Genomic DNA, 25905 nt, shown 5'->3' on the forward strand with positions numbered 1-25905 from the left:
GCGTCAGCGCTCCGTGGTGACGCGGACGGCATCGCGTTCGCCGTCAGCTTCGGAAGGAGCGACGGATGCTGCGCCTCCCCGCCCGTCTCGCCCGCCGGCGTCCGCATCGCCCGTCGACGACTCGCGTCCGTCGTCAGAACCCTCGGTGTGTCCGCCGCCCACGGTCGCGCCCTGGCCGCCGGAAGCACCCGCGGTCGCAGCATCCGTCCCATCCGGAGATACGGCTGCGCCCCCACCCTCTGCACCGCGCGCCGCGTCGATCGCCCAGAACACCGCCTCCGGGGTCGCGGGTGACGCGAGCTCGACCGCACGCCCGCCCGGTCCGAAGGCGCCGACCGCCTGCCGCAGCGCCTCGCGCACGCTGAACGCGAGCAGCAGAGGCGGCTCGCCGACGGCCTTGGAGCCGTACACGGCGCCGTCTTCGCGGGCGTCGTCGAAGAGCGCGGCGTGGAACTCCTCGGGCATCTCGGAGAAGCTCGGCAGCTTGTACGTGCTCGCCGACGGGGTCTGCAGACGTCCACGGGTGGGGCCGTCGCTCGTGTCCCAGCGGAGTTCCTCGAGGGTGAGCCAGCCGGTGCCCTGCACGAAGCCGCCCTCGATCTGGCCGATGTCGAGCAGCGGCGAGAGAGAGTCGCCGACGTCGTGCACGATGTCGACCCGGCGCAACCGGTAGGCGCCCGTGAAGCCGTCCACCTCTACTTCGGCGGCGGCACAGCCGTACGCGAAGTACTTGAACGGCGAGCCCTGCTGGCGTTCGGCGTCCCAGTGGAGGCCCTCTGTGCGGTAGTAGCCGGCGGCGAACAGCTGCACGCGTTGCAGGTAGGCGGCGGCGACGATGTCGGCGAACAGCATCCGTTCCCCTCCGCCCAGCGCCGAGACCCACCCGTCCGAGAATCGCACGTCGCGGGCGTCGACGCCGAGCAGGCGCCCGGCAACGGCGGCGAGGCGCCCGCGGATCTCTTCGCACGCGAGTTTCACCGCGCCGCCGTTGAGGTCGGCGCTCGACGAGGCCGCGGTGGCCGACGTGTTGGGCACCTTGTCGGTGCGGGTCGGGGCGACGCGCACCGACTCGAGGGGCACGCCGAGGGCGGTCGCGGCGACCTGCAGCATCTTGGTGTGCAGGCCCTGGCCCATCTCGGTGCCGCCATGGTTGATGAGCACCGAGCCGTCCCTGTAGACGAGCACGAGCGCGCCGGCCTGGTTGAACGAGGTGAAGGTGAACGAGATGCCGAACTTCACCGGGGTCATCGCGAGCCCGCGCTTGCGGTCGGCGTGCGCCTCGTTGAACTGCTCGATCGAACGCAGGCGGGCGTCGAGGTCGGACGAGCTGCGCAGCCGGTTCCAGATCGTCGGCAGCCGCCCGGCGTCCTTCACCAACTGCCCGTAATGCGTCGACTGGCCGGGTCGGTAGAAGTTCTTCTCCCGCAGGTCGAGCGCGTCGATCCCGAGCACCGGCGCGGCCCGCCCCAGGATCTCTTCGATCAGGAACGCGCCCTGCGGCCCGCCGAACCCCCGGAACGCCGTGTTGGACGGCTTGTGCGTCTGCGCGACGCGGCCGTGCACCCGCACATGCGGGATCCAATAGGCGTTGTCGACGTGGCAGAGCGCGCGGCCGAGCACCGGCTCGGACAGGTCGAGGCTCCAGCCGCCGTCGGCGGTGAGGGTCGCGTCGAGCGCCTGCAGGTAGCCGTCGGCGTCGAAGCCCGCACGCCACGCCAGGTGGAACGGATGCCGCTTGCCCGACATCGTGATGTCCTGTGTGCGATTCAGCCGCAACCGCACCGGGCGGCCCGTGAGCTTCGCGCCGAGCGCCGCGATCGCCGCGAACCCGTGCGGCTGCATCTCCTTTCCGCCGAACCCGCCGCCCATGCGCAGGCACTCGACCGTGACCTCGCTCGACGGCACGCCGAGCACGTGCGCGACGATCTCCTGCGTCTCGGACGGGTGCTGCGTCGAGCACTCCACGAAGTAGCGTCCGTCGGGGTCGCGCACCGCGAACGAGGCATGGGTCTCGAGCGAGAAGTGCTCCTGCCCGCCGACGACGGTCACACCCTCGAACACGAACGGCGAGGATTCGAGAGCGGATGCTGCGTCCCCCCGCGCGATCGTGCGGGGTACGCCCTGGAACGACCCGGCCTCGATCGCCTCCTCCACAGTGACCAGCGACGGCAGCGGCTCGTACGACACCGTGACCGCGGCGGCGCCTCGGCGCGCAGCATCCGTCGTCTCTCCCAGCACCCACACCAGCGCATGCCCGAAGAACATCGCCTCGCTGGGGAAGAGGGGCTCGTCGTGCTTGACCCCGGCGTCGTTGACGCCCGGCACGTCTTCGGCGGTCAGCACGCGCACGACCCCCGGCACGTCGTAGGCGGGGGCGACGTCGACCGTCACGCGCGCGTGCGCGACCGTCGCCTGCACCGGCCACGCGGTGAGCACGCCATGGGCGCGGGCGGCGATGTCGTCGGTGTAGACGGCGGCGCCGGTGACGTGCAGCGCCGCGCTCTCGTGCACCGCGGGGCGGCCGACGACCGGGTTCTCGGGGCGATCCGCGAGGGAGCTCATGCCCGCACCTCGTCGCGCGCGAAGAGCGACGGCAGTGCCGTGCCGAGCATGCGTGCGCGGTACGCGGCGCTCGCGCGATGGTCGTCGAGCGGCGTCCCCTCCTGCTGCAGGACGATGGATGCTGCCGCCACCGTCGCGGCATTCCACGGGCGTCCCTCGAGCGCGGCCTCCGTGGCGTACGCGCGCAGGGGCGTGGCCGCGACGCCGCCGAGGCCGATGCGGGCAGTCGTGACGACGCCGTCGGCGTCGAGGTGTAGCGCGACCGCGACGGCGACGGACGAGATGTCGTCGAACCGCCGCTTCGCGACCTTGTGGAACGCGGTCAGGGTGGTGTGTCCGGCGTCGAGCCAACGCGTGTGGTCGTGTGGTGCGTCGTGGGGCGACCGTTCGGGTCGGCTCGCGGCCGGGTCGGCCGGGTCGGCCGGGTCGGTCGGGTCGGCCGGCACGGCGGGGATGCGGATCGTGCGGATGAGCTCGTCGCGGCGCCGGACCGAGGTGCGGTACCCGGTGAAGAAGTCGGCGAGGTCGACCTCGCGCTCGCCGCCGTCTGCCGAGACGAGTACGACGCTCGCCCCGAGCGCGAGCAGCGCAGGGGCCGCGTCGCCGATGGGAGAAGCGGTGCCGAGGTTGCCGCCGAGGGTGGCGCGGTTGCGGATCAGGCGCGACGCGAACTGGGGGAGCAGCTGCGCGAGGAGCGGCACGCGCGAGCCGACGCGGCGCTCGATGTCGGAGAGCGGCACGGCGGCGCCGATCTCGAGGAGGTCGTCGGCCACATCGATGCGGCGCAGCTCGGTCAGGCGGTCGATCGCGACGATGAGCGGCGCCCGCGCGGCGCGGAGGTTCACGTCGACGCCCCAGTCCGTGCTGCCGGCGACCGCGAGCGCATCGGGTTCGTCGCGCAGGAGCTGCAGCGCGTCGTTCAGGCTCGTGGGTCGCGCGAAGCGCCCGTCGCTCGCGCGGACGTCGGTGAAGATCGCCGGCGGCGCCGGCTCGCTCAACCGCTCGCGCAAGGGGTCATCGGGCCGAGGCATCCCGAGCCCGAAAGCCGCGTCGCGGATGGGCCGGTAGCCCGTGCAGCGACACAGGTTGCCGCTCAGCGCATGCAGGTCGAAGCCGTTGGGGCCGTGCTCGGCGTCGACCGATGAGTCGGCGCTCGCCGCAGACGCGCCGTGGCCGCCGTTCGACCGTGGCTTCCCGCCGTCCACTCGCGTCGCCGAACCATCCGCCGCGGCCGCGCCGTCCGCCCGTGCCGCTGCGCCCTCCGCCCGCCGCGCCCCGCCGTCCGCGTCCGCCCCGCGGTCCGCCCGATAGAACTCCGCGGCCATCGCGCACGCGAATCCCGGGGTGCAGTACCCGCACTGCGACCCACCGGCGGCGGCCAGCTGCCGCTGCACCGGATGCAGGTCGTCGGGCGAACCGAGTCCCTCCGACGTCACGACCTCCTGCCCGTCGAGCGCGTGCACCGGCAGCAGGCAGGCGTTCACGGGCGTCCAGACGGTGCCGCCGTCGGGTCCGGCCGTGGCGAGCAGCACCGCGCACGCGCCGCACTCGCCCTCGGCGCAGCCCTCTTTCGCGCCGGTCAGTCCGAGGCCGCGCAGCCAGTCCAGCGCGGTGGCGTGCGCGACCGCGTCGACGAGCGGGACGACCCGCCCGTTGACTGTCACAGCGCTGTCACGGTTCGTGCGGATGCCCGGAGTCTACGCCGCGACCGCGGGACCGCGAAGGTGCGTCGCGACCCCTCTGGACAGGCCCCGCGGGCGAGAGGATCGTGGGCCTGGGCACACACACTGGGAGGCTGTCATGTTCACACCCGATCGGCCGTTCTCGAGCTTCGCCGTACCCGACATCGGCGCAGCCGCGGCCTTCTACCGCGACACCCTGGGGCTCGACGTCACCGTCTACGAAGAGATGGGCGGAGGCTTCACCATCGCCCTCCCCGGCGGCGGCGCGGTCTTCGTCTACCCGAAGGAGGATCACGAGCCGGCCGTGTTCACGATCCTCAACTTCAGCGTCAAAGACGTCGACGCCGCCGTCGACGACCTCAACAAACGCGGCGTCGTCACGAAGATCTACACCGACCCCGACTACGGCACCGACGAGAAGGGCATCTCCCGCGGCTTCGAGGGCGGCCCCGACATCGCCTGGTTCAAAGACCCCGCCGGCAACGTCATCGCGGTCGGCGAGATGATGCCGCAGATGATGGGCGAGATGTAACGACGGAGACGGATGCTGCGACCCGCGGCCGTGCCGAGGGTCACGGCAGCGCCGGCCAGCGCTTCGGCCCGAGCGAGCCCGCCGGGTACTCCTCGAGGGGCACCTCGCCCGCGCGCCAGGCCGCGAGCACCGGGTCGACGATGCGCCAGGACTCCTCGGCGGCGTCGCCGCGCACCGCGAGCGTCGCGTCGGCATCGAGGATGCCCGAGAGCACCTCGCCGTAGGCCTTGAGCGCGCCCTCGCCGAGGTCGGCCTCGAGCAGCGCCCGCTCGAGTTCGAACGGGTCGTCGCCGCCGTTGACGTTGAGTTCGAGGTCCATGCGGTCGGGCCCGAGCGAGAAGCGCAGCACCGATCCGGGCGCCGAGCCCGTGAGTCCTTCGGGCACGTGGTTCACCGGACGGAAGGTCACCACGACCTCGCCGTCCTTGCCGGCGAGCGCCTTGCCCGAGCGCAGGGTGAACGGCACGCCTTCCCACCGCTCGTTGCGCACCTCGTACGTCACCTGGGCGAGCGTCTCGGTCGCTCGCTTCGGATCGACACCGGGCTCGTCGACGTACGACGGCAGGGCGCGGTCGCCCACCTTGCCCGCCGTGTACCGCGCGCGCCGCGACGCCTTCGCGGGGTCGTCTCCCCACACGTGGGTCGCCCGCAGCACGGCGGCCGTAGCATCCCGGAAGTCCCTCTCGTGCAGGGTCGCCGGCGGCTCCATGGCGAGCACCGCCATCACCTGAAGCAGGTGGCTCTGGATCATGTCGACGAGCGCACCGGCCTTGTCGTAGTAGCCGGCGCGGCCTTCGAGGCCGAGCGTCTCGTCGTAGCGGATGACGACGGACGCGATGTCTTGCGCGCGCCACACCGGCGCGAACACGCGGTTCGCGAAGCGCACGCCGAGCAGGTTCAGCGTCGTCGAGCGGCCGAGGAAGTGGTCGATGCGGAACACCTGCGCCTCGGGCACCAGCTTGGCGAGCGTCGTGTTCAGCTCGTTCGCGCTGGCCTGGTCGACGCCGAACGGCTTCTCGAGGGCGAGTACCGTGCCCTCGGGGATGGCGACATCGGCGAGCGCCTCGCACGCGGCCTTCGCGACCGCCGGCGGGACCGCGAAGTAGAGGGCGATGCGCCCGTCGTGGTCGGCGAGCAGGCGCTCGAGGTCCGTCGCGTCGGTGATGTCGGCGTGAGTGTAGGTGGTGTCGGCCACCGCATCGAAGGCCTTGGCGAAGCCGGCCTCTTCGAAGGAGGAGCGCACGGTCTGCCGCCAGCGGTCGTCGTCCCAGTCGTCGATGCCGGCGCCTTGCAGCCGCACCTTGCGCTCGGGCTCGCGGGCGAGCAGCTGCGCGAGGGCCGGCAGCAGCAGGCGCGAAGTGAGGTCGCCCGAGGCGCCCAGGATGATCAACGTGGTCTGGTCCGCCATGGCCTCACGCTACGCGCCGTGACCCGGGCGGGGGAGGACTGGCGGTTGCCGACCTGCTGTGCCATGGTCTGCCCGCCCTCGGCTCCTAGGTCTGGACAGCAATGTTGACGCCGTATACATTGACGTCGTGGCGAAAGTGATCCTGTACGCGTCGATGTCGGTCGACGGCTTCGCCACCGGTCCAGACGACGACCTCACCGTGCTCCATGGCTGGGCGTTCGGCGATCCGACGATGGCGATGCACCCGCGCGTGACTGCGGAGTTCTTCGATGCCGGTGCGGTGATCTTCGGCGCCCGCACGCTGCGAGCGGGCGACGTCGCCTGGGGCGACGAGTCGATCTTCCCGATGCCGGTGTTCGTCCCCACGCATGAGCGGCGCGATCCGGTGGTGAGGAACGGCGCGCTGTTCACCTTCGTCGGCTCAGCGGAGGAAGCGCTGCACAGGGCTGTCGACGCGGCCGGCGACCGTGACGTCTACATCATGGGCAGCGCCGACGTTGCGCGGCAGCTGATCGCGATCGACGCCGTCGACGTCTTCGAGCTCGCGATCACCGCGGTGCTCCTCGGCGCCGGCGTCAAGCTCTTCGACCAGCTCCCGCACTTGCCGATCGCGCTCGAGCCGACGCGCGTGCTGGAGTCGAAGCGGATCACGCACATCAGGTATGACGTGCTGCCGCCAGGGCAGCGCGAGCGAGGAAGGGCAGTGGGATGAGACCACTTCGATACGCGATCAACGTCACCCTCGACGGCTGCGTGCATCACGAAGCCGGGGTCGCGCCCGACGAGGAGTCGATGCGCTACTGGACGGCCGAGATGGAGCGGGCCGACGCGCAGCTCTTCGGCCGGGTGACGTACCAGATGATGGAGTCGGCGTGGCGCGAGCCGGCGTCGGGGGAGTGGCCCGACTGGATGCGCGAGTGGGAGATCCCTTTCGCGCGCGCCATCGATCGCACGAAGAAGTACGTCGTGTCCAGCACGCTCACCGACGTGGACTGGAACGCCGAGCTGGTGCGCGGTGACCTGAGGCACGCCGTCGAGCAGCTCAAGCAGCAGTCCGGCGAGGGACTGACGGTGGGCGGCGTGACGCTCCCGCTGGCTCTCGCAGACATGGGGCTGATCGACGAGTACGTGTTCGTCGTGCAGCCGGTGCTCGCCGGTCATGGGCCGACGCTGCTCGCCGGCTTGCGCGAACGCCTGCAGCTCGAGCTGGTGGATCGCCGGGAGTTCGGGTCCGGGGCGGTCGCTCAGCGGTACCGGCCGGTGCGCAGCCAGCCTTGATCTCAGGCATGCCCAGAGGACGCGGTCGGAGGCGTCAGGCTGCGCGGGCGCGGCTCAGCGATCCGTCGACGACGCGGGGTCATCTTCGATCAACACCTCACCCATGATGAGGTCGGTGTCGGCGCGGTCAGGTTCTGCATCGACCTCACCGGGTTCGTCGAAGTGCTCAGGTGCCTCTTCGTCGGTGGATGGCTCGACGGGCTGGCCGGTATCGGGGTCGATCGGCTCTCTGGTGGACATCGTCTCCTCCTCTGCTGGTTCGTGGATGACTCTGTCCGGTCACGCGACGCACCATCAGCGGGTTGACCTGCCTGTGCCAGCGTTGTAGAGGCAGGCACAGCTCACGCTTTGGCCACGCTTTGGCCACGCCTTGGTCGAGGTGGATGAGTGGGCCAAGGCGGCTACCCGGTGAGCATCGCGAAGGCCAGAACCGCTGCGAGGACGAGCATGGCGAGCAGCCCCGCGCCAAAGGCATCGCGCAGCTTGCGACGGCCTACCGCTACGGCGATGTCCAGCGCCTGGACAACGATGGTGGCGATAGCGACGCCGAGGACGAGCCCCGGCTCCGCGAGGACGGCGCCGGCCAGGGCCACGGCCGCCAGGGCGAACGAGCGAGTGATCAGGTACATGGCCATGCCCCAACGCTCTCGATCGGCACCGGCCCGTTTGGCTGCCGGCCAGGCGTACCAGACGATGCTCGGTAGAGCAGCGATGATCGTGGCGAGCGCGACGAGCCAGAGCAGCCAGGTCGTCGCGGGATCGGTGGGTGGGATCACCCTTGGCCGATGAGGGCGTAGCGGGTACGCACGATGTCGGACAGATCGTCGCCGATCCAGTTGTCGATCGTGACGTAGTGCGAGTGCGGCAGCCACGCATCCTTGTGGGCCCAGTGGCCGACGACCGGGAAATGCGGCAGCTTGCGCGGGTTGAACTTCAGGCGATTCTCGACGTGACGCAACGAGTCCCCGAGCACCACAAGGTCCATGCGCGTCCTCATCGCGATCACGCCGCCCACATTGCCGCGGATGGCGTTACCTGGGCGAACGCCGCGGCCCCGGCGACAGGCTCGAGCGGGTTGGCGAGCGAGATGACGTCGGACACCGTTGCCTCCCTGGTCAGGTGCTCGAACGCTACTGCAGCGCAGTGCCGGCGCGCCAGCATGATCGGTCGCCCCACCAAGGGACGGGCGAGCCCGAGCGTCAGGGCTGTTCGAGACCAAGGTCCAATGCGCCCACGATCTCTTCGTACCCTTCACGCCTCGCGAGTTCGCGGGGTGGAACGCCGTCGCCGTCGGGAAGACGCGGATTCGCCCCCGCGTCCAACAGCATGCGGACGATCTCCAGGTGCCGCGCGCCGCCGTCACCCAGGACGATCGCTTCGTGGAGGGCTGTCCAGCCGAGGTTGTTGACGTGATCGAGGTTCGAGCCGGCGTCGATGAGAAGGCGCACCGTCGACACGTGGCCGCGCTCGCTGGCGGGGATGAGCGCGATCCCGCCGAATCGGTTCGTGACGGTGAGATCGCCTCCTGCCTCGAGCGCCGCGATGACGACGTCGTCCATGCCGTTGGCGCCCGCGAAAAGGAGCACGGAGTCCAGCCGGCGATCCCGCGCGTTGACGTCGGCACCTTGGGCGATGAGATCCAGTGCGCGAGCGCGGTCGCCGGATCGCAGCAACGTGAGAGCCTCCATGCCGAGCGCGTGTGCCTTGTCGTCGTCCATGGCAGCAATCCTTCCCTTCATCCTTCTGCGGCGGCGAGATCGCCGATCGGTCGATAGGTTTCGAGATCCGGTGTGGACCGCAACCCGATCCCCGGCAGAAATGCGACGGCGGCTGCGGCGACGACCGAGACGGTGGTCGCGACGAGGAACACCATCGATGCTGCCTGCGCGTAGAGGCCGGGCGCGGCTGCCGCGCTCACCGCTGCCTGGCTCGGCACGTACGCGGCGACGATCGCCCCGAACACGGCGAGTCCGGCAGTCGATCCGAACGTTCGGCAGAAGATGATCGCGCCGCTGACAGCGCCGACGTCACGAAGCCGGGTGGCGTTCTGCGCGACGAGAATGAGGTTGGTCACCGTCATGCCGAGCCCCGCCCCGACCGCGCAGGTCGCGGCGACGACCCACCACAGGGGGGTGGTGGTCGTGAGCGGGATGAGTCCGGCGTTGCCGATGACCAGTAGGCCGGTGCCGACGACGAGGTAGCGCCGCAGTCGGCCGCTCCGGGTGCTCATGCGGCCGACGAGCACAGCGGCGATGAAGGTTGCGACGGCCATAGGCATGAGCAGCACGCCTGCAGTGAGCGCGGACGCGCCGCGCCCGAGCTGCAGGTACTGGGTCACGAAGATGGTCCCGCCGAACATCGAAACGCCGACGGCGCAGCTTGCGACGGCCGCCAGCGCGGACGCCCGGCCGGCGAGCGCTCGAAGCGGGATGATCGGCTCCTTCGCTCGCCACTCCCACACGGCGGCGATCGCCAGCACGCCCACAGAGGAGACGATCAGCGCGATTGACGCGAATGACAGCGGCGCGAGCTGCTTTCCCACGAACGAGATCCACCCCAGCACGCCCGTGAGGCCGACGACGAGGAGCGCGGCGCCGATGTAGTCGACGGAGCCTTTGACGACGGCGAGCGCCTTGGGCATGACGATCTGGACGATGATGGCGGCCACCAGCGCGACCGGCACGCCGAGGAGGAAGCACAGCCGCCAGCCGATGCCGGGGATCCCCACCAGCACCGCCCCGACGACTGGCCCGCTGATCGTGGCGACGATCTGCGACAGCCCCATCACCCCGTTCACCTGTGCGCGGGCGCGAGGCACGACGAGCCGGGCCGCGAGCGTCTGGGTCAGCGCGATGTGGCCGCCGATCCCGATGCCCTGGATGACGCGCGCCGCGATCAGAAGATCTGCGGTGGGCGCGAGGCCGCACAGCAGGGCACCGGCCGTGTAGAAGCCGAGTGACCACTGCAGCACGGTCTTCGCGTCGAACACGTCACCGAGCCGGCCCCACAACGGCGTCGTCACAGTGGATGCCAGCGCCGTGGTGACGAACATCCAGGTGTAGTGGACGGTGGTCCCGTCGATCTCGCGGGTGATGCCGGGGAGCGCGGTGGCGATGATCGTGCCGCTCATCATGCCCACGAACTGCACGAGCATGAGAACGCCGATCTGCACCCGCAGCCGCCGGCGGTCACCGCGCGCCGCGGTCATGGCCGGGGGCCGGGTCGCCTCTCGACGGCCCGGCCCCCGGGTTCTGAGGATCGCCACCTCAGACGACGGCCGTCAATGCCGCCGAGCCGACCCCGGGCCGCTGGAGGGGGAAGCCGGGAACACCGGTCACCTCGGTGCCCCACGAACGCTGCGCGTCCTCCACCATCGCGACGGTTCCGAAGAGGAACTCGATCGAGTAGAGCGCGTGCCAGTAGCGGCTCGGCTCGGCCTCGCCCGTCGCATCGGCGATCACGTACGTGTCGTAGCCGCGTGCATGGGCTTCCCGCGCGGTCGTCTCGACGCAGATGTTCGTCGTCACGCCGCAGATCACGACGCTGCGGATGCCGAGTCCGACCAGAAGCGGCTCAAGGCGTGTTCCGTAGATGGCTCCCGGCCGCGACTTGTCGACGACATACTCGCTCGGCAGTGGAGTCAGTTCGTCGATGATCTCGACGTCCTTGCTGAGCTCGCCCATACGAGGCGCCGTCTCCGGCTTGGCGATGGCGCGCCCCCGCCGGGGCAGAGCATCCGCGTGGTCGTAGAGGTTCGTGGCGCGCGTGAAGATCACGGGCACACCGGCGTCGCGCGCGGACTCGACCAGTGCCACGCACCCGGGAACCGCCATCGCGAACGGCTCCTGGGTGGGGGCGATCCCGAGCGAGTACTCCTCTTCGATGAAACCGCGCTGCATGTCGATGACGATCAGCGCGACATCCTTCGCTGCCACCTCGACGGGTTCGCCGTCGGTGCCGTTCATCCAGCTGTCGAAGGTCTTCAAGTGCCGCTTCCTCTCCATGGGTGCGCCGCTCACGAGGCGGCCGTTTCGAGCCAGGCGAGGTTCGTGACGTTCTCGCCGCGTTTGAGGGGGTAGCCGGGGACGCCCGTGACGGGGGCTCCCCAAGAGCGCTGTACGTCTGCGACTGTGCACACCGTGCCGAACAGGAACTCGATCGTGTACAGCGCGTGCCAGTGACGGCTGAGTTCCGCCTCGCCAACGGCGTCCTCGACGATGTAGGTCTTGTAGCCCTTCTGGCTCGCGTCACGGGCGGTCGTCTCGACGCAGATGTTGGTGGTCACGCCGCAGATGACGACGCTGCGGATCCCCTTGGCTGTGAGGAACGGCTCGAGCCGTGTTCCGTAGAAGGCGCTCGGCCGCGACTTGTCGAGGACGATGTCTCCAGGCTCGGGGGCGAGCTCGTCGACGATCTCGATGTCAACGGTCCCCTCGACGAGCCGGGGCGAGAGGGGCGTTCCTTCGAGGCGGCCGGTGGGGCTGAGCTGGTCCTCGTTGCCGGGCAGGTAGGCGTACCGGGTATAGATGACCGGCACTCCGGCCGATCGCGCGGCGGCGATCAGGTTCGCCGTGCCGGGGATCGCCGCGGCGAACGGCTCCTGGGTCTCTGCGATGCCGAGGGAGTACTCCTCGCGGAGGAACGCGTTCTGCATGTCGACGACGATGAGCGCGACATCGGATGCCGGGACCCCGACGGGCGACGAATACTCGCCGTCGAGCCATCCCTGGAAGGTCTTGCGGGCCATGATCTGTCCTTTCGGTGCGGGGGCGGCGGTCGTCCGCCGCCCCCCGGGCGGTCACTGGATGTCGGCGTCCTTCATGATGAAGAGGCCGTCGGGGCGGGGCTCCCACACCACCGCAGGGTTCACGCCGTACGCGGCGGTCGGCGTGTACAGCGGCGCTACGTAGCCGTTCGCCTGGTTGATCTCCCAGATCTGCGAGATGACGGCCAGGCGCGCAGCATCCGCCACCGCCTTCTGGTCGACCACGAGCTGCTCGATCTCGGCGTCGTCGAAGTAGTTGGTGGCCTCAGCCGAGAAGAGGAACCTCAGCGGAAGGCCCGCGTCGAGGATCGACGGGGAGAACTGCCCCAGGAACAGACCAGTCAGACCGTGTTCGCGGTTGACGATGTCGTAGCTGGCGTTATCGGTCCCCTCGAGCTTGACGTTTACGCCGACCTCACTGAGCTGCCCGGCAATCGCCTGCGCGAGCTCTGCGCCGAGCGGGATCACGCCGTCCAGCGCGTACTGGAACGGGATCTCCTGACCGGCGTATCCGGCCGCCTCGAGCGCCGCCTCCGCTGCGGCGGGGTCGTACTCGACAGGCTCGAGCGTGTCAGAGAATCCGACGACGGTCGGAGCGACGAGCTGGCTGTTCGACTCGGCGCGACCGTCGAGGATCGTGTCGACGATCGCGTCGCGGTCGATGGCCTGCAGGATTGCGGTCCGCAGCGCGGCGTCGGCGAGCGGCCCGCTCTCAGTATTGAAGCCGAGGTAGACGACCTGGTGGCTGGGGATCTCGCGCACCTCGGCACTGCCCGTGGCCTCGACAGCGGGAATCTGCGCCGTCGGGATGGAGGCGATGTCGACAGTCCCCGACTGCACGCCGGTGACCCGGGCGTCGTCGGCGGGGACGGGCACGAACTCAACGGTGTCGAGGGCCGGCGCCCCACCGAAGTAGTCGTCGAACTTCTCAACCACCACGGATTGTCCGCGCTGCCAGCTCACGAACTGGAATGGTCCGGACCCGACGGGCTGCTGATTGAAGCCGTCGGCGCCGAGCTCCTCGTAGGCCGCCTGAGGAACGATCGAGATGAGCGTGGTCTGGCGCGGCCACTCCGAGAAGGGCGTCGAAAGCGTGAACCGTACGTGGGTGTCGTCGACGGCCTCGACGGAGGTCATGTCGGTGAGCCACAGCTGGCGGGTGCTGTCGGGTTCGGCGAGCACCTCCTCGAAGGAGAACACCACGTCGTCAGCGGTCATCGTGGAGCCGTCATGGAAGGTGACGTCATCGCGGAGGGTGAAGTCCCAGACCGTGAAGTCCTCGTTGGACGTCCACTCGGACGCGGCGCGAGGGCCGACGCTCCCGTCGGTGTTGATCTCGGCGAGCTGGTCGAAGAGGTTGAACTCGAGGCTCAGCGCTCCGAAGGATCCGCCGACGACCGGATTGAGGTTCTCCGGGTCCTGCGTGATGGCCACGGTGACCGATTTCGCCGACTCGGCGCTGCTGCCGGGAGCGGGGGTGCCGGCACAGGCGGTGAGCAGCGCGACGGCTGCGATCGAAGACAGGGCGCCGAGCGCCCAGCGGGTGCGTTTGCGGGACATGTGAATCCTTCTCGGGTAGAGGCGTGTGATGCAGGGGGGTGGTGCATCGAGCTCGTCAGCTCGGCCGACGTCGTGGGTCGGGGATCGGGATCGCGGACAGCAGCGTGCGCGTGTAGTCGTCTCGGGGCGCGAGGAAGATCTCCTCGGTGGGTCCCTGTTCGACGATCCGCCCCTGCCGCATCACTGCGACACGGTGCGAGACGTGCCGGACCACCGACAGGTCGTGCGCGACGAACAGGTAAGAGACGCCGAGCTCACGCTGGAGCTCCGCGAGCAGGTTGATGATCTGGGCCTGGATCGAGACATCCAGTGCGGACACGGGCTCATCGAGGATCACAAGGCGCGGTCGCAGGGCGAGTGCCCGCGCGATGCCGATGCGCTGTCGCTGGCCACCAGAGAAGGCGGCAGCCTTGCGCGACGCATACTCCCAGGGCAGGCCGACCCAGTCGAACAACTCCCTGACTCGCTGCTCGGAGTACTGACGGTGCAGCCGCAGCGGCTCCGCGACGATGTTCTTCGCCGACATGCGGGGATCGAGCGAGGAGTACGGGTCCTGGAACACGACCTGCGCATTCGATCGAGCCTTCGCGCGCTCCCGGCTGCCGTACGCGTTGACGTCGGCACCCATCACTCGAATGGTTCCGGAGGTGGGCTCGTGCAGGCCGAGGATCGTCCGGACGAGCGTCGACTTGCCGCATCCTGATTCCCCGACGAGGCCCACGGTCTCGCCCGGCTCGACCGTCAGCGACACGCCGGCGACGGCGGCGAACGTCTCTGTCCTGAAGCCGGTGCGCTTGCGGAAGTGCTTGTGCACGTCAACGATCTCGAGGGCGAACGGTTGCTGTGCGGCCGATTCGGGAGCAGGTTCTACGCGGCGCAGTCGACGGCGTTCGAGAAGAGTGGTCATGACGCCTTCACCTCCGGGGAGAGCGCGGCGGGCGCGATGGTGGGCAGTGGGGCGCCGATGGGCAGCGCCCCGTCGACGAGCGGGAAATGGCAGGCCAGCGAGACGTGCGCGGTGCTGACCAGCGGAGGTCGCGTGCCGCACTCCTCGAGATCCCGCCCGATCTCGCATCGCGGCCGGAACGGGCAGCCCTGCCCCCGGCCGGCCGGAGTGGGCGGCTGGCCCGGAATCGCGTACGCCGTGGCTCCGGCCGTTTCCAGACTGAGCACGCTGGCGAGCAGGCCGGCGGTATACGGATGCTGCGGTCCTTCGAAGATGCGGTACACATCCTGCGTCTCGACGATGCGCCCGCTGTACATGACCGCGACCCGGTCGGCGACCTGGGCGACGAGGCCGAGGTCATGGGTGATGAGGATCATGGCGGAGCCGGATGCCGCGCGGGACTCCGCGAGCACGCGCATGACCTGGGCCTGGATCGTGACGTCGAGCGCGGTCGTCGGCTCATCCGCGATGAGCAGTGCCGGATCGTGGGCCATGGCCCCGGCGATCAATGCGCGCTGTCGCATGCCGCCGGACCATTGATGCGGGTAGTCGCGCGCCTTGGCGGTCGCGTCCGGGATGCCGACGCTGTCGAGCAGCTCGACGACACGGCGCCGGGCACCGGCGCGGCCGATCGAGCGATCGTGGAGGCGCACACCCTCGGCGAGCTGCGACCCGACGCGACGGACCGGGTTCAACGTGGTCATGGGGTCCTGGAACACCATCGCCAGGCTCCCGCCGCGCAGAGCGTTCAGTGCGCGCTCGTCGAGGTCGAGCAGGTCGGTGCCTTGGAACCGGATGCTGCCGGAGGTGACCCAGGTGCCGGGTGGGAGCAGCCCCATGACTGCGAGCATCGTGATGGACTTGCCCGATCCGGACTCTCCCACCAGGCTCAGCACCTCTCCCGGGGCGACCGAGAAGCTGACGTCGTCGACGAGGGTGACGGGGCCGTGCGGGGTGTCGGCCTCGACCACGAGGTTCTGCACCTCGAGCACGGGCGGCTGGTTCGCGCTCATCGGCGCACTCCCTTCCGGGCGGGGGCGACCGATTCTGTCGTGAAGCGCTGGCTGAGGAACTGCATGCCGGCGACGAGGAGGAAGAGCGCGATGCCGGGGAGGATCACGAGCCACGGATTGATCTGGAGGTACTTCTGGCCCTCCGTGATCATCGCGCCCCAGCTCGGTACGGGCGGCTGCACACCGAGACCGAGGTAGTCGAGCGAAGACTCGATCCCGACGATCACGGCGATGTCGAAGGAGGCGATGACCGCCATTTGCGGCAGCACCTGAGGGAGCACATGGGTGAATACGGTGCGCCCGTGCGACCCGCCCTGCGTGAGAGGCGAGACCACGAAGTCCCGGTCTCGCAGTGCCATCGCCAGAGCGCGTGCGACGCGGGCGTATCCGACCCAGTAGGTGAGCCCCAGGGTGATCACCATGAGCTGGGTGCTCGGCCCGAAGACCGCCGAGAGCGCGATGAGCAGGATGACGACCGGCATCGCGAGCTGCACCTCGGACAGGGCGCCGATCCCCGAGTCGAGCAGGCCGCCGCGATAGCCCGCGATGAGTCCGAGGGTGACGCCGATCACGAAGTTGATGGCGACCACGGTTGCGGCGATTCCGACCGAGACCAGTCCGGCGAGAGACAGTCGGCTGAGTACGTCGCGTCCCAGCGAGTCGGTTCCGAGAGGATGCTGCGCCGAGACGAATGGCGGCATCATCGCGTCGACCAGGTCCTGCCCGAAAGGATCGTAGATCGGCAGGAACGGGACCACGACGATGAGGAGCACGATCGACGACAGCAGGCCGATCCCGATGTACATCGGAACGGTTCCGCTCGGACGGAGCCTGCGCAGACGTTTGCGCCGGCCAAGTGCGGGCAGCGCGAAGCGGGAGACGGCGACGGTCATGCGAGCCTCACTCTCGGGTCGATGGATGCGGTGATGAGGTCGACGATCAGGTTCACCACAACGAAGAACACGGCGACCACGGCGAGGCCTGCCAGCACGACGGGGAAGTCCCGACCGTTCACCGCCTGCAACAGCACCTGCCCCATCCCGGGCCATGCGAAGACGGCTTCGACGATGACGGTGCCGCCGAGCAGTCCGCCGAGATTCAGCCCTGCGATCGTGAGAACGGGCACGAGCGCGTTGGGGGTCATCTGGGTGACGACGACGGACCGATGCGATTGGCCCTTCGCGTAACTGGCCCGCACGTAGTCCATGCCCTGTTGCTCGCCGAGGGCGGAGCCGATGAGCCGCAAGTACAGGGCGAACTGCGCCGTTGCCAGGCACGCGACCGGCAGTACGAGACTTTGCGGTCCCTGGTTGCCCAGCGACGGCAGCCACCCGAGGAGCACGGAGAACACGAAGGCGAGCAGCACCCCGAACAGGAAGTCCGGGATCGCCTGGCGCAGCGAACCGAGCCACAGCAGTGCCAGGCGAAGCCAGTTCCAGCGTGTGACGAAGATCAGCAGCGCGACGAGCATCGCGGCACCGAGCCCGATCGCGAACGAGGCGACCGCGAGCTGGAACGTCGCGGGGATCCGGTCGATCAGCAGATCCATCGCCGGGACCTTCTGCCGGTAGGAGTCGCCCACCGTCCCCGTGAACAGCCCCGCGAGGAAGTCCAGGTACTGCTGCCAGAGCGGCTTGTCGAAGCCCAGTGCGGAGTTGAAGGCGTCGATCTCCTGCTGGGTCGCGCCCTCGGGAAGAATCAGGGCGCCTGGCTTGCCCGAGAGCCGGCCCAGGAAGAACCCGATGGTCAGGACGGCGAACACGGTCACGAGCGCCTGAGCGATCTTGCGGGCGATGTAGATCGGCATCGTGACTCCTCTCTCAGTGGGTCGGATCTCAGCGGATCAGAGCTCCCCATCGAGCCGGATGAAAATGTTGGACATATCGCGTCGTGGCTCGATTCTTACCGAGACCATCACGTTTGGTGGTTTCACGTTTGTAAACTCCGGCGCTCAGTGACGTTTCGACCACCGCGAAGCAGCCTGCCAGCCAGTGCTCGTCAAAAACATTGGACATTTACCTTGCCGTCGACCCTGGCGACGGCTAACGTTCAGAGAGCCGACCTGGGGGAAGGAGACCGCATGCCGCTCGACGCCGACATCGACGTCGCCCGGATCAGACCTGCCTACGATCAGGTAGCCGGGCAGCTGAAGCTGCTGATCCTCAACGGATCCCTCGCGCCCGGGGAGCGACTGCCTGTCGAGTCCTCGCTCGGCGCCGCCTTCGGCGTCTCCCGCAACACGGTGAGGGAGGCGCTGCGGATGCTGAGCTCCGCCGGCCTCGTCCGCACCGAACGCGGCGTCAACGGCGGCACGTTCGTCGCCCAAGTCGCGCCCGAAGACGTGAGCGATTACCTCGAGTCCCGCCTCGGACTGCTCGTCAGCAGCGACTCGATCTCCGCCGCAGATCTCGCCGAGGCCCGCATCATGCTGGAGGTCCCGTGCGCCCGACAGGCGGCGCTCCGGCGCAGCGAGCAGGACCTGGCAGACCTGCAAGCCATCGTCGACGCCGAGCGCGACGATCACACCGGCTGGTCGCGTGGTGAACACAGCCACGAGTTCCACCTGCGGCTGCTCAGCGCGACCGGAAATGCGGTGATGGAACTCATGCTCGCGCCGGTCCTCGCGATCTCGCGACCGAACATGCTGCAGCCGAAGCCTGGCACATGGGATGCCGCGAACAGCGACCATGCCCGCATCCTCGACGCGGTGCGCCGCGGCGACGCCGACCTGGCGGCGGAAGTGACCCTCGAACACCTTCGCCGCGTGCGGGACATCACCGATCCCGCGTACGACGACTCCCCGACCTGAACTCTCCCGACACCGTCGTCGGTCACCGCCCGAATCGGGATTCCCCCAAGAAAGGACGCACCACCATGACCGACACCGCCATCGACATCGTCGAGATCACCCCCGAGACCGCCCGGGCGTGGATGGACATCGCGCTCGAAGAGGCCCGCGCAGGGAAGGAAGAAGGCGGCCAGCCCATCGGATCGGTGCTCATCGGCCCCGCCGGCGAGGTCCTCGGCCGCGGGCGCAACCGCTTCGCCCAGCTCGGAGACGTGTCCGCGCACGCCGAAACGCAGGCATTCTCGGATGCCGCCTACCGCGAGTCCTACGCCGGCACCACGATGGTGACCACTGCTGAGCCGTGCTGGTACTGCTCGGGCCTGATCCGCCAGTTCGGCATTTCCCGCGTCATCATCGGCGCAGCGACGGGGACCGGCGGAGCCGCATCGCTGGAAGACCTCGGCCACGAAGTGCACCGCATCGACGACGCCGAGTCGATCGAGTACCTCGAAGGGCTCCGCGCCACCTGGAAGAAGTAGAGGCGCACTTAGCCCGGGGTGTGACTTGCCACTGGCAAGTCACACCCCGCGCGATTTCCGCGGCAGTTGAAGCCGGGCATCCGCTTGTGAGCATCGTGCAGGAACGTTCGGCTCCGAGCGCACGAGCCCCACTCGAGAGCCGTGATGTGTGATGTTGGAGGCATGTTCTCCGTTGCCGACCGCACCGATATTCGCCGCGCCCTGATTGAGGCCGCGCGGATGGATCCGGGTATCGCGGGCGCGGCTGGCGGGTTCGGCCGCGCGCGGCACCGAGGACCGATGGTCGGACATCGATCTGATCCTGCAGTTGGCCCCTGAAGCGGATGAGCCGGTCGTCGTCGACGCGTGGACCCGCGCCATCGCCGGGCAGTACGGGCTCGCCGACATCCTTGACGTGTTTTCCGGTGGTGTCCGCTACCGGGTGTTTCTGCTGCAGAACTCGCTTCAGATCGATGTGTCGTTCTGGCCGCAGGACGATTTCCGGGCCACCGAGCCCGGGTTCACGCTCCTTTTCGGCACCGCGAACGTGCCGACGCAACCGGCGCCGCCGAACACCGACAACCTGATCGGGATGGGGTGGCTGTACGCGCTCCACGCCCGATCCGCTACCGCCCGCGGCAAGCTCTGGCAGGCCGCCATCATGATCGACGACCTCAGGAACCAGGTGATCGCTCTCAAGTGCGCCCGACGGGGCCTGGAAGCGTGGCACGGCCGCCAGGTCGACGCCCTGCCCGCCGCGGAATTGCAGAACCTCGAGAAGACGCGTGTGGCGCGTCTTGCGGTCGACGAGCTGGAAGCGAGCCGCATCCGATTGACCGATCACCTGCTGGAGGAGATCGCGCGGATCGACCCCCAGCGTGCCACCCGGCTCGGGCCCGCCTTCGCCGTACTGCGGCAACCAGGCTGACCACATTCGATGCCGACCGCCACTGCGCCGCTCGTTTTTCAGGTTTCGCCGGTGTCGAATTCGAATGAGTCAACCACTTCCTGAACGGCGTCGAGTTGATCCTGTCTGTCCACGCCGCAGCAGATTGTGCCGACGATGACGATGTTTCCGTTCTCAACTGAGGGCAGGTCGAGGACCCAGAGCCGGTCGGACCACTCGGCGTCGTTGCCCCAGTGGAAGGTCTTACTGATGTCGGTGCCGACGAGCGTCATCGCGATCGGCTGGCCCTCGGAGAAGGGGCACGCCGTCGTCCAGGAGGGGGCCATGGCAGTGTCAATAGTCGTGCCGTCCAGCCCGCCCACGGTTACTTGGCTCGGTTCACTCGTCGCGAGCCCCTCGTGCTCACTCAGCCACGTCGTCAATTGCGCGGGCGTGCGGCCCACTCCAGGCTCCGCTTCCTCGGAACAGCTCTTCGCGGCTGCGTCGACATCGCGCACGACCAGCAGCGGCGGTCCGTCGTTCTCCATGCGGGCCAGCCCGATCCAGCCGGGCACGTCCTCGAACACCTTCCACCCCGCAGGGACGGTGAAGGTGACGGGAGTGTCGAACACCTGCGACGTATAGGTGCCGGGATCGAGTTCGCTGCCCACCTCGTAGCCGACCGTCGACCCCGACGGTGAAGGCTCGGGTGTGGAAGATGTTGCTCCCGGCGGCGCGCACCCGGCGACAGCGAACAGTGTCACGATGGCGACTGCGCTTGCGAGGTACCGGTTCATGGAATCCGCCCCTTGAGGATGACCCGGATATGCGCCCGCACTATTCATGACGTGTTTCGGGCGCGCGACTTCACCGCAGAATGTACTCTCGCGATGAGCGGTGCGACAGGGCGACGGGATCAAGACGGCGCCTGTCACAACAGGGGCGCTCCCGACCGTCGCGCAAAGCGATCCCTCGGCGCGCATTGTTCGAATGCGGAACCTCCAGAGGGCGCCGGAATTATCGGGGACGTTCATCGCGCATGAGGCCACCCGACGGGCATGAGGAGCGACCGCACGTCAAGGCTGCTCGAGCCGCATCCGGACGCGCGCGCGATCAGGGGGCACTTGTGAAGCGGGGAGTCCACCGCGACCAATCCTGCGAAACGGCCGACACGCGGTGGAGTCGCGCTATGCGTTCGGGAAGGCCGCGGCGAAGATGGCGTAGACGATGTCGATGTCGATATCGTGCGTCGGGGCCTCGGTCATCCGTTGGATGAGCAATCGCGGCCAGAGTACGTGGACGCCATCGACCGTGAAGGCGCCGCCGATGAGTGGCCAGTCGGCTTCGAGGAAGCACAGCACTCCAGCAACTGGCAGCGAGGTCTCGCCCAGGGCCGCGGTCACTCGTTCGACTTGGGACTGGACGCCGCGGACCAGCTTGGTGCCGTCTCGTCCGCCGATACGGAGGGATTCGACGCGCGGTCGGTTGATGCCTCCCTCGATCCGCAGAGCCGGACGCTTGTGCGCGTACCGTTTCGCGTCGATCACCCAGACGCCGGTCGGGCCGATCGCGATGTGGTCGATGTTCGCGCGAGTACCTCGGATGCGGCGGTCATGAAGGACCCGGAAGGTGTCGGGCAGGTCGTTGAGACGCCGCGCCATGAGCTCCTCACCGACGGCGCCGCGTTCCCAGGCCTTTGTGCTCTGCGGGTCATCGGTGAGCGCAAGAATGAGCCCGCCAAGCTTCGGGTGGTCCGTACGGATTCGCTGTTCGCGTCTGTCTCGTCGGCGCTCATATTCGCGCCGCGCGGACGCACCCGCTGCGCCGGAGTCCGCAGCGGTCGCCGTTGCGCAGTCGAGACAGCGCACGGTCTTCGAGCCGCGCCCGTAGACCGCGTCCGCGCCGGCCGGGAGTTCCCGGGCGCAGAGCCGGCACGTCCCGGCGTAGCGGAGCCGCATGCGTTTGTCGTCTGGCCCCAGTTCCAGCGTCACGACGCCGAACGTACCAGCACGGCTGATCCGAAGAGCGTTATCGCCAGTCGAGGCCTCGCGCTTCCAGGTACGCCTTCGTCATCGGGTCGTCTATCGCATAACGCTCGCTGGTGCCGCACTCATCTGTGATGGCGATGAACCTTCCGCGCGGGTCCTCGTGGGCAATGATCTCTTCGAGGTCGTTCTCGAACGTGCCCTCCTGCAGCTGCCAACAGCCACGACACTCATGGCCGTCACCCAGCTGAACTCCCCGACCCATGTTCAAGCCCTCAGACCGTGGCGGCGGTGAGGTCGAGCAGCCAGGGTTCGCCGACGATGGGGATGCCGTAGTCACGAGCCTTCTTCGCTTTCCCGGAAAGCGAGTCCGGATCGGCGGCCACCACGAGTTTGACGGTCTTGGTCACCGCCGGCTTGACCACGTAGCCAAGGTCAACAAGCGTCGCTTCCCAGGCCGCGCGCGGTCGAAGCATGTCGCCCGTGAGCACCACCGCATCCCCGACAGCCAGGTCGAACCCGGCCGTTGCGGTAGCCTGCGCCGCTACTTCGGTCGACGGCGCTTCGAGCGCCGTGCTGACGATTTCTGCGGGAATGGAGAGCAGCTGAGCCACGGTGAGGAGATCGTCGCGTTCAAGTTCGGTGACGATGCCGTCGGCCCATGCCGCCGCGGCGAGAGCCTGGAAGTACAGCGTGTGCAGCCGCTCGGCCGTGGTGCGACCGACTCCGAGCTCGTCGGCGAGGGTGACGAGGGCATTCATCTCGTGCTCGGACAGGTAGCGGTCCAGCAGGCACCGTTCCAGAAACGCGAGGTACTCCGCCTGCTCGAGCGTGTCTGCGACATCGGGAACGCGGTCGACGATTCGCTCGAGGAACGTCGGCGCGTAGTCGCCGTCCTCGCGCGCAAACCATGCGGCGCGCTGCCCGACATGCGGCGCCAGCGGGCTGACCGCTTCGAACGCCGGCACCCAGTACTCGCGATCCGTGCTCGCGATCAGCGCGGCCAACAGCTCCGCCGTTGCCGTGGCGTCGACGAGGGCACGGTGGGCGCCGGTCAGTTCGATGTCGAACGCCGCGCAGCAGTCGGCGAGCGAACCCCCACCTCCCAGCAGAGCGCGGGACACGCGCATTGTGCAGACCGACGAAAAGTCCGCACTAGCGCGATAGCCGGCCCGTGCCAGCTCCGCATTCAGGAACCGCAGATCGAATGACGCGTTGTGCGCGACTATGACACGGTCAGTGAGGAGCTCAACCAGATCGGCGACGATATCCGCGAAGGCAGGAGCCCCGAGGATCTCACGCGCAGTGATCCCGTGGATATCCTGCCGGCCTAGATCTCGGCCCGGGTTGACCAGAGTCTCCCATCGACCGCTGATCAGTCCGTCCGGGCTGACATGGACCACCGCAACCTCGATCACGCGGTCGTGGTGCTCGGCGACGAACCCCGTCGTCTCGAAGTCGATCACGGCGTATCCGACGGGCGCCAACCCATTCCCCAGAATATGCACGAGGGCGAACATATCGGTCGACCCCGGCAACCCTGTTCAGCCACGCGGAACGCCCGCACGCGCAGGTGTTCGTCGTCTGCTGCCCGGCCTGTCGGCGAGCGGGCAGCGAATCTGTACGGGACCCGCCGACGAGCATGTGAAATTCCGCGTTAGGCCCCGGATGTGGCCGAGTTCTAACTGTTGCTCGCCGGCGCCTAGTACCGGTCGCAGTTCCATCCGTATGGGGCGCTGATGAGCGCAGCTGCGTAGATCCAAAGCAAAAGGCCCGTAAGTAGGCAGATGATCGCGGCTGCTCGCGTCTTCGGGCCACGCAGGGCAAACGCCGCGGAGACGGCGGCGATTGCACCAAGAAGGCCCAGCGAGTGGAGCACCGTAAACGGGACTGTCCACGGCACGTCCCACCCCGTGGTGCACGGGTTCGCCAGGATGTGTGCCGTCGCCTCACCCTGACCCCAGGCTGCGATCGCGATCGCCGCGAGGGTGGGGGCGAGCAACAGAGACGGCCACCAGGGATGGCTGTCGGGTTTGTGAATGGCAGACCCCGTCATTTCGCCATGATGTCAGTACCCGTAGTTCGCTGCCGCAGATCTCGACGTGCCGTCGCCCGTGCGGCGCCGTCAGCTTCACTATCTCGGTCGTCGCTGGTCGCCCGCGTCAGCGCAGATGGCGGTCGCTTACCATGCGCAAGCCAGTCCCTGCTGGCTGCGTCAGATGTCGCTGAAGTCATTGCCGGGAGACTGAATCTCGGTGACGGTGTCGCCAGTCATCCCAAGCAATACGAACATGATGCCGACCTCGCCGGGGTTGACGAGCGAGTTGGTGTCGGGCACCTCGAGCTCGCCAACCTCCAACCAATCCGCAATGCCGTCACTATCCGCGTCCCATCCGTCTCGTGCGCCGGAGGCGACGGCGTCCTCGCGGGAGGATCCGACTGACAGGTCGCCGTCCTCGGTGACGATGCGGACCCCGCCAATGATCGGCGCGGTGATGGCGACGCTCACCCTATCTGCGTTCTCGCCGGCGACGATGACTTTGACGCCGTCCCAGGTGTAGCTGGTGCCCCAGTAGCCGCCGTACGGTCCTTCGATTTCCTCGCCCGTGCGCGGTTGTCCCGTGAGCTCCTCGACGGCGACCAGGAGCTGCTCCGCCTCAGCTGCGCCCTCGAACAGGAACTCGTCGACGACACCGTCGTGCTCGTAGGTGACGCCCTCGATGCCGACGATGAGTTCGTTCTGGAAAGTCGGGGTTGGTGTGGGTGTCGTGGCCGCGGGCGTGGCCATATCGGGTGTGCCCGACGGTGCCGTGGTTGGCGTAGCGGGCGACGCGCACCCACTGAGCAGCACGGCGGAGGTGAGCAGCAGACACGGGATGAGGCGAACGCGCACGGCACGACCCTAGCTGCGGCAGCACTCCTCCACGCATCCGGGGTGGGGGGCGTTGACAGATCGTGATCGAGGCGGGGCGGTGACGGTGCGCCGTGCCTGCACGTGGTCAGTGCACCAGTCGCGGTGGAGGGATGCTCGAACAACGTCCTGGATCCCAGGCCGGGCGCACCATCAGCGCACGCGGCCGTCGGTGAACGGCCGTCCGCCCCAGGACCCGCGCCCCTCAAGGTGTCGGTCGCGGGGCACCTGGCGGTGCCGCGTAGACCTCCATCTGCGTGCCCTCGCGCACGAACCGCAATGACGTTCCCTCAGGGAACTCATCGCGCAGCTCCTGGGGCGACAGCGACGTGATCTCCATCGAGGCGTTCGCCGGGAACGCCGCTGCACCGCAGCCGCCCGCGGCGAACCCCGAGCCGTCCGGGGCGGTGAGAACGGCGAGGCACGACTGCGAGCCTCCGACGTCGGTGGTGCGGTCGTAGCCAACCACGGTCAGGCCGTGGAACTCCTCGTAGCGACGGCCGTCGTCGGGACCCACACCGAAGATCTCGTTCGGCCACTCGGCCCCCGCATCCACATCCAGCACCGCCACCCGCTCGGGCGCGCCTGGCTGCACGAGCGACGACAACCCGATGCCGAGCACGACACCCACGACGATTCCTGCGGCGGTCCAGAGCACGGGGATGCGCCTGCGCCACCACATCGGCGACTCCGCGGCCGCGACAGCCCCACCAGGCTCATCGGCGTCCACGGCCACCTCCCCCGCCTCCACTGACTCGTGTCCCGTGCTGTCGGGGCCGGTCACTCCGATCGCCGTCGGCGCCATGCGCGGGTCAACGGTCAGCGGTGTGGCCGACGCATCGCCACCGTCCCCGGTCGCGCGCGCTTCGAGCTCGCGCAGCCGGACCAGTGCGGCCGCGTCCTCGTGTATGTCGGCGTTCGGTCCGTATGCACGGGTCCGGAGAGCGCGAAGCTCCTCGAGGTGAGGGTCGTCTGGCGTTGACATCGGCGCCATTCTGCCGCACCACTCCGCGCCCGCGCGCACAGATGCCTCGGCCCGGCGCAGCGCGCCGGGCCGAGGCATCCATGATC

At 68.7% G+C, this 25905-nt stretch carries 27 protein-coding genes; 6 read left to right on the plus strand and 21 right to left on the minus strand.

Annotation, left to right across the window (positions count from 1 at the left end):
• Positions 1 to 3: 3 nt before the first annotated feature.
• Both xdhB and ACFC1I_RS08130 read right to left on the minus strand, forming a co-directional pair.
• Positions 4 to 2562 carry a xanthine dehydrogenase molybdopterin binding subunit gene (gene xdhB, locus ACFC1I_RS08125; protein WP_376007771.1) on the minus strand — a complete coding sequence of 853 codons (2559 nt, stop codon included), beginning with the start codon at positions 2560 to 2562 and terminating at the stop codon, positions 4 to 6.
• Positions 2559 to 4226, minus strand: coding sequence for a xanthine dehydrogenase small subunit (locus ACFC1I_RS08130; protein WP_376007772.1), 1668 nt, complete (start codon positions 4224 to 4226; stop codon positions 2559 to 2561). The genes xdhB and ACFC1I_RS08130 overlap by 4 nt, the downstream gene beginning before the upstream one ends.
• Before the next feature lie 136 nt (positions 4227 to 4362).
• Between ACFC1I_RS08130 and ACFC1I_RS08135 the strand changes: the two genes are divergently transcribed.
• Positions 4363 to 4776 (plus strand): VOC family protein, encoded by a 414-nt coding sequence (locus ACFC1I_RS08135; protein ID WP_376007774.1) that lies wholly within the window; start codon positions 4363 to 4365, stop codon positions 4774 to 4776.
• A 40-nt stretch (positions 4777 to 4816) separates the two neighbouring features.
• On the opposite strand, the gene ACFC1I_RS08140 is transcribed toward ACFC1I_RS08135, so the two are convergent.
• Complete coding sequence (locus ACFC1I_RS08140) at positions 4817 to 6184, minus strand: glucose-6-phosphate dehydrogenase (RefSeq protein WP_376007776.1); 1368 nt, start codon at positions 6182 to 6184, stop codon at positions 4817 to 4819.
• A gap of 127 nt (positions 6185 to 6311) precedes the next feature.
• Between ACFC1I_RS08140 and ACFC1I_RS08145 the strand changes: the two genes are divergently transcribed.
• Both ACFC1I_RS08145 and ACFC1I_RS08150 read left to right on the plus strand, forming a co-directional pair.
• The gene (locus ACFC1I_RS08145; protein WP_376007778.1) at positions 6312 to 6896 is read left to right on the plus strand and encodes a dihydrofolate reductase family protein; all 585 of its coding nucleotides are present in this window, start codon (positions 6312 to 6314) and stop codon (positions 6894 to 6896) included.
• Positions 6893 to 7462 carry a dihydrofolate reductase family protein gene (locus ACFC1I_RS08150; protein ID WP_376007780.1) on the plus strand — a complete coding sequence of 190 codons (570 nt, stop codon included), beginning with the start codon at positions 6893 to 6895 and terminating at the stop codon, positions 7460 to 7462. The genes ACFC1I_RS08145 and ACFC1I_RS08150 overlap by 4 nt, the downstream gene beginning before the upstream one ends.
• 54 nt (positions 7463 to 7516) lie before the next feature.
• On the opposite strand, the gene ACFC1I_RS08155 is transcribed toward ACFC1I_RS08150, so the two are convergent.
• The 12 genes from ACFC1I_RS08155 to ACFC1I_RS08210 form a co-directional block, all read right to left on the minus strand.
• Entirely contained in the window at positions 7517 to 7702 is a 186-nt protein-coding gene (locus ACFC1I_RS08155; RefSeq protein ID WP_376007782.1) for a hypothetical protein, read from the minus strand.
• Positions 7703 to 7863: 161 nt separating this feature from the next.
• On the minus strand, positions 7864 to 8238 hold the full coding sequence (locus ACFC1I_RS08160) for a hypothetical protein (protein WP_376007784.1): 375 nt from the start codon (positions 8236 to 8238) through the stop codon (positions 7864 to 7866).
• Positions 8235 to 8447: a hypothetical protein gene (locus ACFC1I_RS08165; protein WP_376007786.1), complete on the minus strand. Its 213-nt coding sequence runs from the start codon at positions 8445 to 8447 to the stop codon at positions 8235 to 8237. The genes ACFC1I_RS08160 and ACFC1I_RS08165 overlap by 4 nt, the downstream gene beginning before the upstream one ends.
• A 214-nt stretch (positions 8448 to 8661) precedes the next feature.
• Positions 8662 to 9180 (minus strand): ankyrin repeat domain-containing protein, encoded by a 519-nt coding sequence (locus ACFC1I_RS08170; protein WP_376007787.1) that lies wholly within the window; start codon positions 9178 to 9180, stop codon positions 8662 to 8664.
• 17 nt (positions 9181 to 9197) lie between these two features.
• Positions 9198 to 10670 carry an MFS transporter gene (locus tag ACFC1I_RS08175; protein WP_376007789.1) on the minus strand — a complete coding sequence of 491 codons (1473 nt, stop codon included), beginning with the start codon at positions 10668 to 10670 and terminating at the stop codon, positions 9198 to 9200.
• A 58-nt stretch (positions 10671 to 10728) separates the two neighbouring features.
• Positions 10729 to 11448, minus strand: a complete 720-nt coding sequence (locus ACFC1I_RS08180; protein WP_376007791.1) for a cysteine hydrolase family protein — start codon at positions 11446 to 11448, stop codon at positions 10729 to 10731.
• A gap of 29 nt (positions 11449 to 11477) precedes the next feature.
• Positions 11478 to 12209 (minus strand): cysteine hydrolase family protein, encoded by a 732-nt coding sequence (locus tag ACFC1I_RS08185; RefSeq protein WP_376007793.1) that lies wholly within the window; start codon positions 12207 to 12209, stop codon positions 11478 to 11480.
• 51 nt (positions 12210 to 12260) lie between these two features.
• Positions 12261 to 13787: an ABC transporter substrate-binding protein gene (locus tag ACFC1I_RS08190; RefSeq protein ID WP_376007795.1), complete on the minus strand. Its 1527-nt coding sequence runs from the start codon at positions 13785 to 13787 to the stop codon at positions 12261 to 12263.
• Positions 13788 to 13842: 55 nt separating this feature from the next.
• Positions 13843 to 14694: an ATP-binding cassette domain-containing protein gene (locus ACFC1I_RS08195; RefSeq protein WP_376007797.1), complete on the minus strand. Its 852-nt coding sequence runs from the start codon at positions 14692 to 14694 to the stop codon at positions 13843 to 13845.
• Positions 14691 to 15746 carry an ABC transporter ATP-binding protein gene (locus ACFC1I_RS08200; protein ID WP_376007799.1) on the minus strand — a complete coding sequence of 352 codons (1056 nt, stop codon included), beginning with the start codon at positions 15744 to 15746 and terminating at the stop codon, positions 14691 to 14693. Before ACFC1I_RS08200 ends, ACFC1I_RS08195 begins: the two co-directional genes overlap by 4 nt.
• On the minus strand, positions 15743 to 16639 hold the full coding sequence (locus ACFC1I_RS08205) for an ABC transporter permease (RefSeq protein WP_376007801.1): 897 nt from the start codon (positions 16637 to 16639) through the stop codon (positions 15743 to 15745). The genes ACFC1I_RS08200 and ACFC1I_RS08205 overlap by 4 nt, the downstream gene beginning before the upstream one ends.
• A complete protein-coding gene (locus ACFC1I_RS08210; protein WP_376007803.1) occupies positions 16636 to 17553 on the minus strand; it encodes an ABC transporter permease in 918 nt (305 codons plus the stop codon). Before ACFC1I_RS08210 ends, ACFC1I_RS08205 begins: the two co-directional genes overlap by 4 nt.
• Before the next feature lie 147 nt (positions 17554 to 17700).
• Between ACFC1I_RS08210 and ACFC1I_RS08215 the strand changes: the two genes are divergently transcribed.
• Positions 17701 to 18555 (plus strand): FadR/GntR family transcriptional regulator, encoded by an 855-nt coding sequence (locus ACFC1I_RS08215; protein ID WP_376007805.1) that lies wholly within the window; start codon positions 17701 to 17703, stop codon positions 18553 to 18555.
• 65 nt (positions 18556 to 18620) lie between these two features.
• Positions 18621 to 19073, plus strand: coding sequence for a nucleoside deaminase (locus tag ACFC1I_RS08220; RefSeq protein ID WP_376007807.1), 453 nt, complete (start codon positions 18621 to 18623; stop codon positions 19071 to 19073).
• Positions 19074 to 19112: 39 nt separating this feature from the next.
• On the opposite strand, the gene ACFC1I_RS08225 is transcribed toward ACFC1I_RS08220, so the two are convergent.
• Positions 19113 to 19364: a hypothetical protein gene (locus ACFC1I_RS08225; protein ID WP_376007809.1), complete on the minus strand. Its 252-nt coding sequence runs from the start codon at positions 19362 to 19364 to the stop codon at positions 19113 to 19115.
• 16 nt (positions 19365 to 19380) lie between these two features.
• Between ACFC1I_RS08225 and ACFC1I_RS08230 the strand changes: the two genes are divergently transcribed.
• On the plus strand, positions 19381 to 19980 hold the full coding sequence (locus ACFC1I_RS08230) for a nucleotidyltransferase domain-containing protein (protein ID WP_376007811.1): 600 nt from the start codon (positions 19381 to 19383) through the stop codon (positions 19978 to 19980).
• 38 nt (positions 19981 to 20018) lie between these two features.
• Here the strand turns inward: ACFC1I_RS08230 and ACFC1I_RS08235 are convergent, their stop codons facing one another.
• From ACFC1I_RS08235 to ACFC1I_RS08255, 5 genes are all read right to left on the minus strand, one after another.
• Positions 20019 to 20735, minus strand: a complete 717-nt coding sequence (locus ACFC1I_RS08235) for a hypothetical protein (RefSeq protein ID WP_376007813.1) — start codon at positions 20733 to 20735, stop codon at positions 20019 to 20021.
• Positions 20736 to 21125: 390 nt separating this feature from the next.
• On the minus strand, positions 21126 to 21929 hold the full coding sequence (locus tag ACFC1I_RS08240) for a nuclease-related domain-containing protein (RefSeq protein WP_376007815.1): 804 nt from the start codon (positions 21927 to 21929) through the stop codon (positions 21126 to 21128).
• 269 nt (positions 21930 to 22198) lie between these two features.
• A complete protein-coding gene (locus ACFC1I_RS08245) occupies positions 22199 to 23389 on the minus strand; it encodes an exonuclease domain-containing protein (protein ID WP_376007817.1) in 1191 nt (396 codons plus the stop codon).
• Between the two features lie 749 nt (positions 23390 to 24138).
• Positions 24139 to 24816 (minus strand): hypothetical protein, encoded by a 678-nt coding sequence (locus tag ACFC1I_RS08250; protein ID WP_376007819.1) that lies wholly within the window; start codon positions 24814 to 24816, stop codon positions 24139 to 24141.
• Positions 24817 to 25039: 223 nt separating this feature from the next.
• Positions 25040 to 25819: a hypothetical protein gene (locus ACFC1I_RS08255; RefSeq protein WP_376007821.1), complete on the minus strand. Its 780-nt coding sequence runs from the start codon at positions 25817 to 25819 to the stop codon at positions 25040 to 25042.
• Positions 25820 to 25905 lie beyond the last annotated feature (86 nt).

This window comes from Microbacterium sp. NPDC056044 (genome assembly GCF_042267145.1).
Classification (GTDB): Bacteria; Actinomycetota; Actinomycetes; order Actinomycetales; family Microbacteriaceae; genus Microbacterium.

Excerpts from the sequence above, each read along its gene's own strand:
- xdhB (WP_376007771.1), bottom strand. The coding sequence starts at position 2,562 with ATGAGCTCCCTCGCGGATCGCCCCGAGAACCCGGTCGTCGGCCGCCCC.
- ACFC1I_RS08135 (WP_376007774.1), top strand. The coding sequence starts at position 4,363 with ATGTTCACACCCGATCGGCCGTTCTCGAGCTTCGCCGTACCCGACATC.
- ACFC1I_RS08140 (WP_376007776.1), bottom strand. The coding sequence starts at position 6,184 with ATGGCGGACCAGACCACGTTGATCATCCTGGGCGCCTCGGGCGACCTC.
- ACFC1I_RS08150 (WP_376007780.1), top strand. The coding sequence starts at position 6,893 with ATGAGACCACTTCGATACGCGATCAACGTCACCCTCGACGGCTGCGTG.
- ACFC1I_RS08155 (WP_376007782.1), bottom strand. The coding sequence starts at position 7,702 with ATGTCCACCAGAGAGCCGATCGACCCCGATACCGGCCAGCCCGTCGAG.
- ACFC1I_RS08165 (WP_376007786.1), bottom strand. The coding sequence starts at position 8,447 with ATGGACCTTGTGGTGCTCGGGGACTCGTTGCGTCACGTCGAGAATCGC.
- ACFC1I_RS08170 (WP_376007787.1), bottom strand. The coding sequence starts at position 9,180 with ATGGACGACGACAAGGCACACGCGCTCGGCATGGAGGCTCTCACGTTG.
- ACFC1I_RS08175 (WP_376007789.1), bottom strand. The coding sequence starts at position 10,670 with ATGACCGCGGCGCGCGGTGACCGCCGGCGGCTGCGGGTGCAGATCGGC.
- ACFC1I_RS08185 (WP_376007793.1), bottom strand. The coding sequence starts at position 12,209 with ATGGCCCGCAAGACCTTCCAGGGATGGCTCGACGGCGAGTATTCGTCG.
- ACFC1I_RS08190 (WP_376007795.1), bottom strand. The coding sequence starts at position 13,787 with ATGTCCCGCAAACGCACCCGCTGGGCGCTCGGCGCCCTGTCTTCGATC.
- ACFC1I_RS08195 (WP_376007797.1), bottom strand. The coding sequence starts at position 14,694 with ATGACCACTCTTCTCGAACGCCGTCGACTGCGCCGCGTAGAACCTGCT.
- ACFC1I_RS08200 (WP_376007799.1), bottom strand. The coding sequence starts at position 15,746 with ATGAGCGCGAACCAGCCGCCCGTGCTCGAGGTGCAGAACCTCGTGGTC.
- ACFC1I_RS08205 (WP_376007801.1), bottom strand. The coding sequence starts at position 16,639 with ATGACCGTCGCCGTCTCCCGCTTCGCGCTGCCCGCACTTGGCCGGCGC.
- ACFC1I_RS08210 (WP_376007803.1), bottom strand. The coding sequence starts at position 17,553 with ATGCCGATCTACATCGCCCGCAAGATCGCTCAGGCGCTCGTGACCGTG.
- ACFC1I_RS08220 (WP_376007807.1), top strand. The coding sequence starts at position 18,621 with ATGACCGACACCGCCATCGACATCGTCGAGATCACCCCCGAGACCGCC.
- ACFC1I_RS08225 (WP_376007809.1), bottom strand. The coding sequence starts at position 19,364 with ATGTCCGACCATCGGTCCTCGGTGCCGCGCGCGGCCGAACCCGCCAGC.
- ACFC1I_RS08235 (WP_376007813.1), bottom strand. The coding sequence starts at position 20,735 with ATGAACCGGTACCTCGCAAGCGCAGTCGCCATCGTGACACTGTTCGCT.
- ACFC1I_RS08255 (WP_376007821.1), bottom strand. The coding sequence starts at position 25,819 with ATGTCAACGCCAGACGACCCTCACCTCGAGGAGCTTCGCGCTCTCCGG.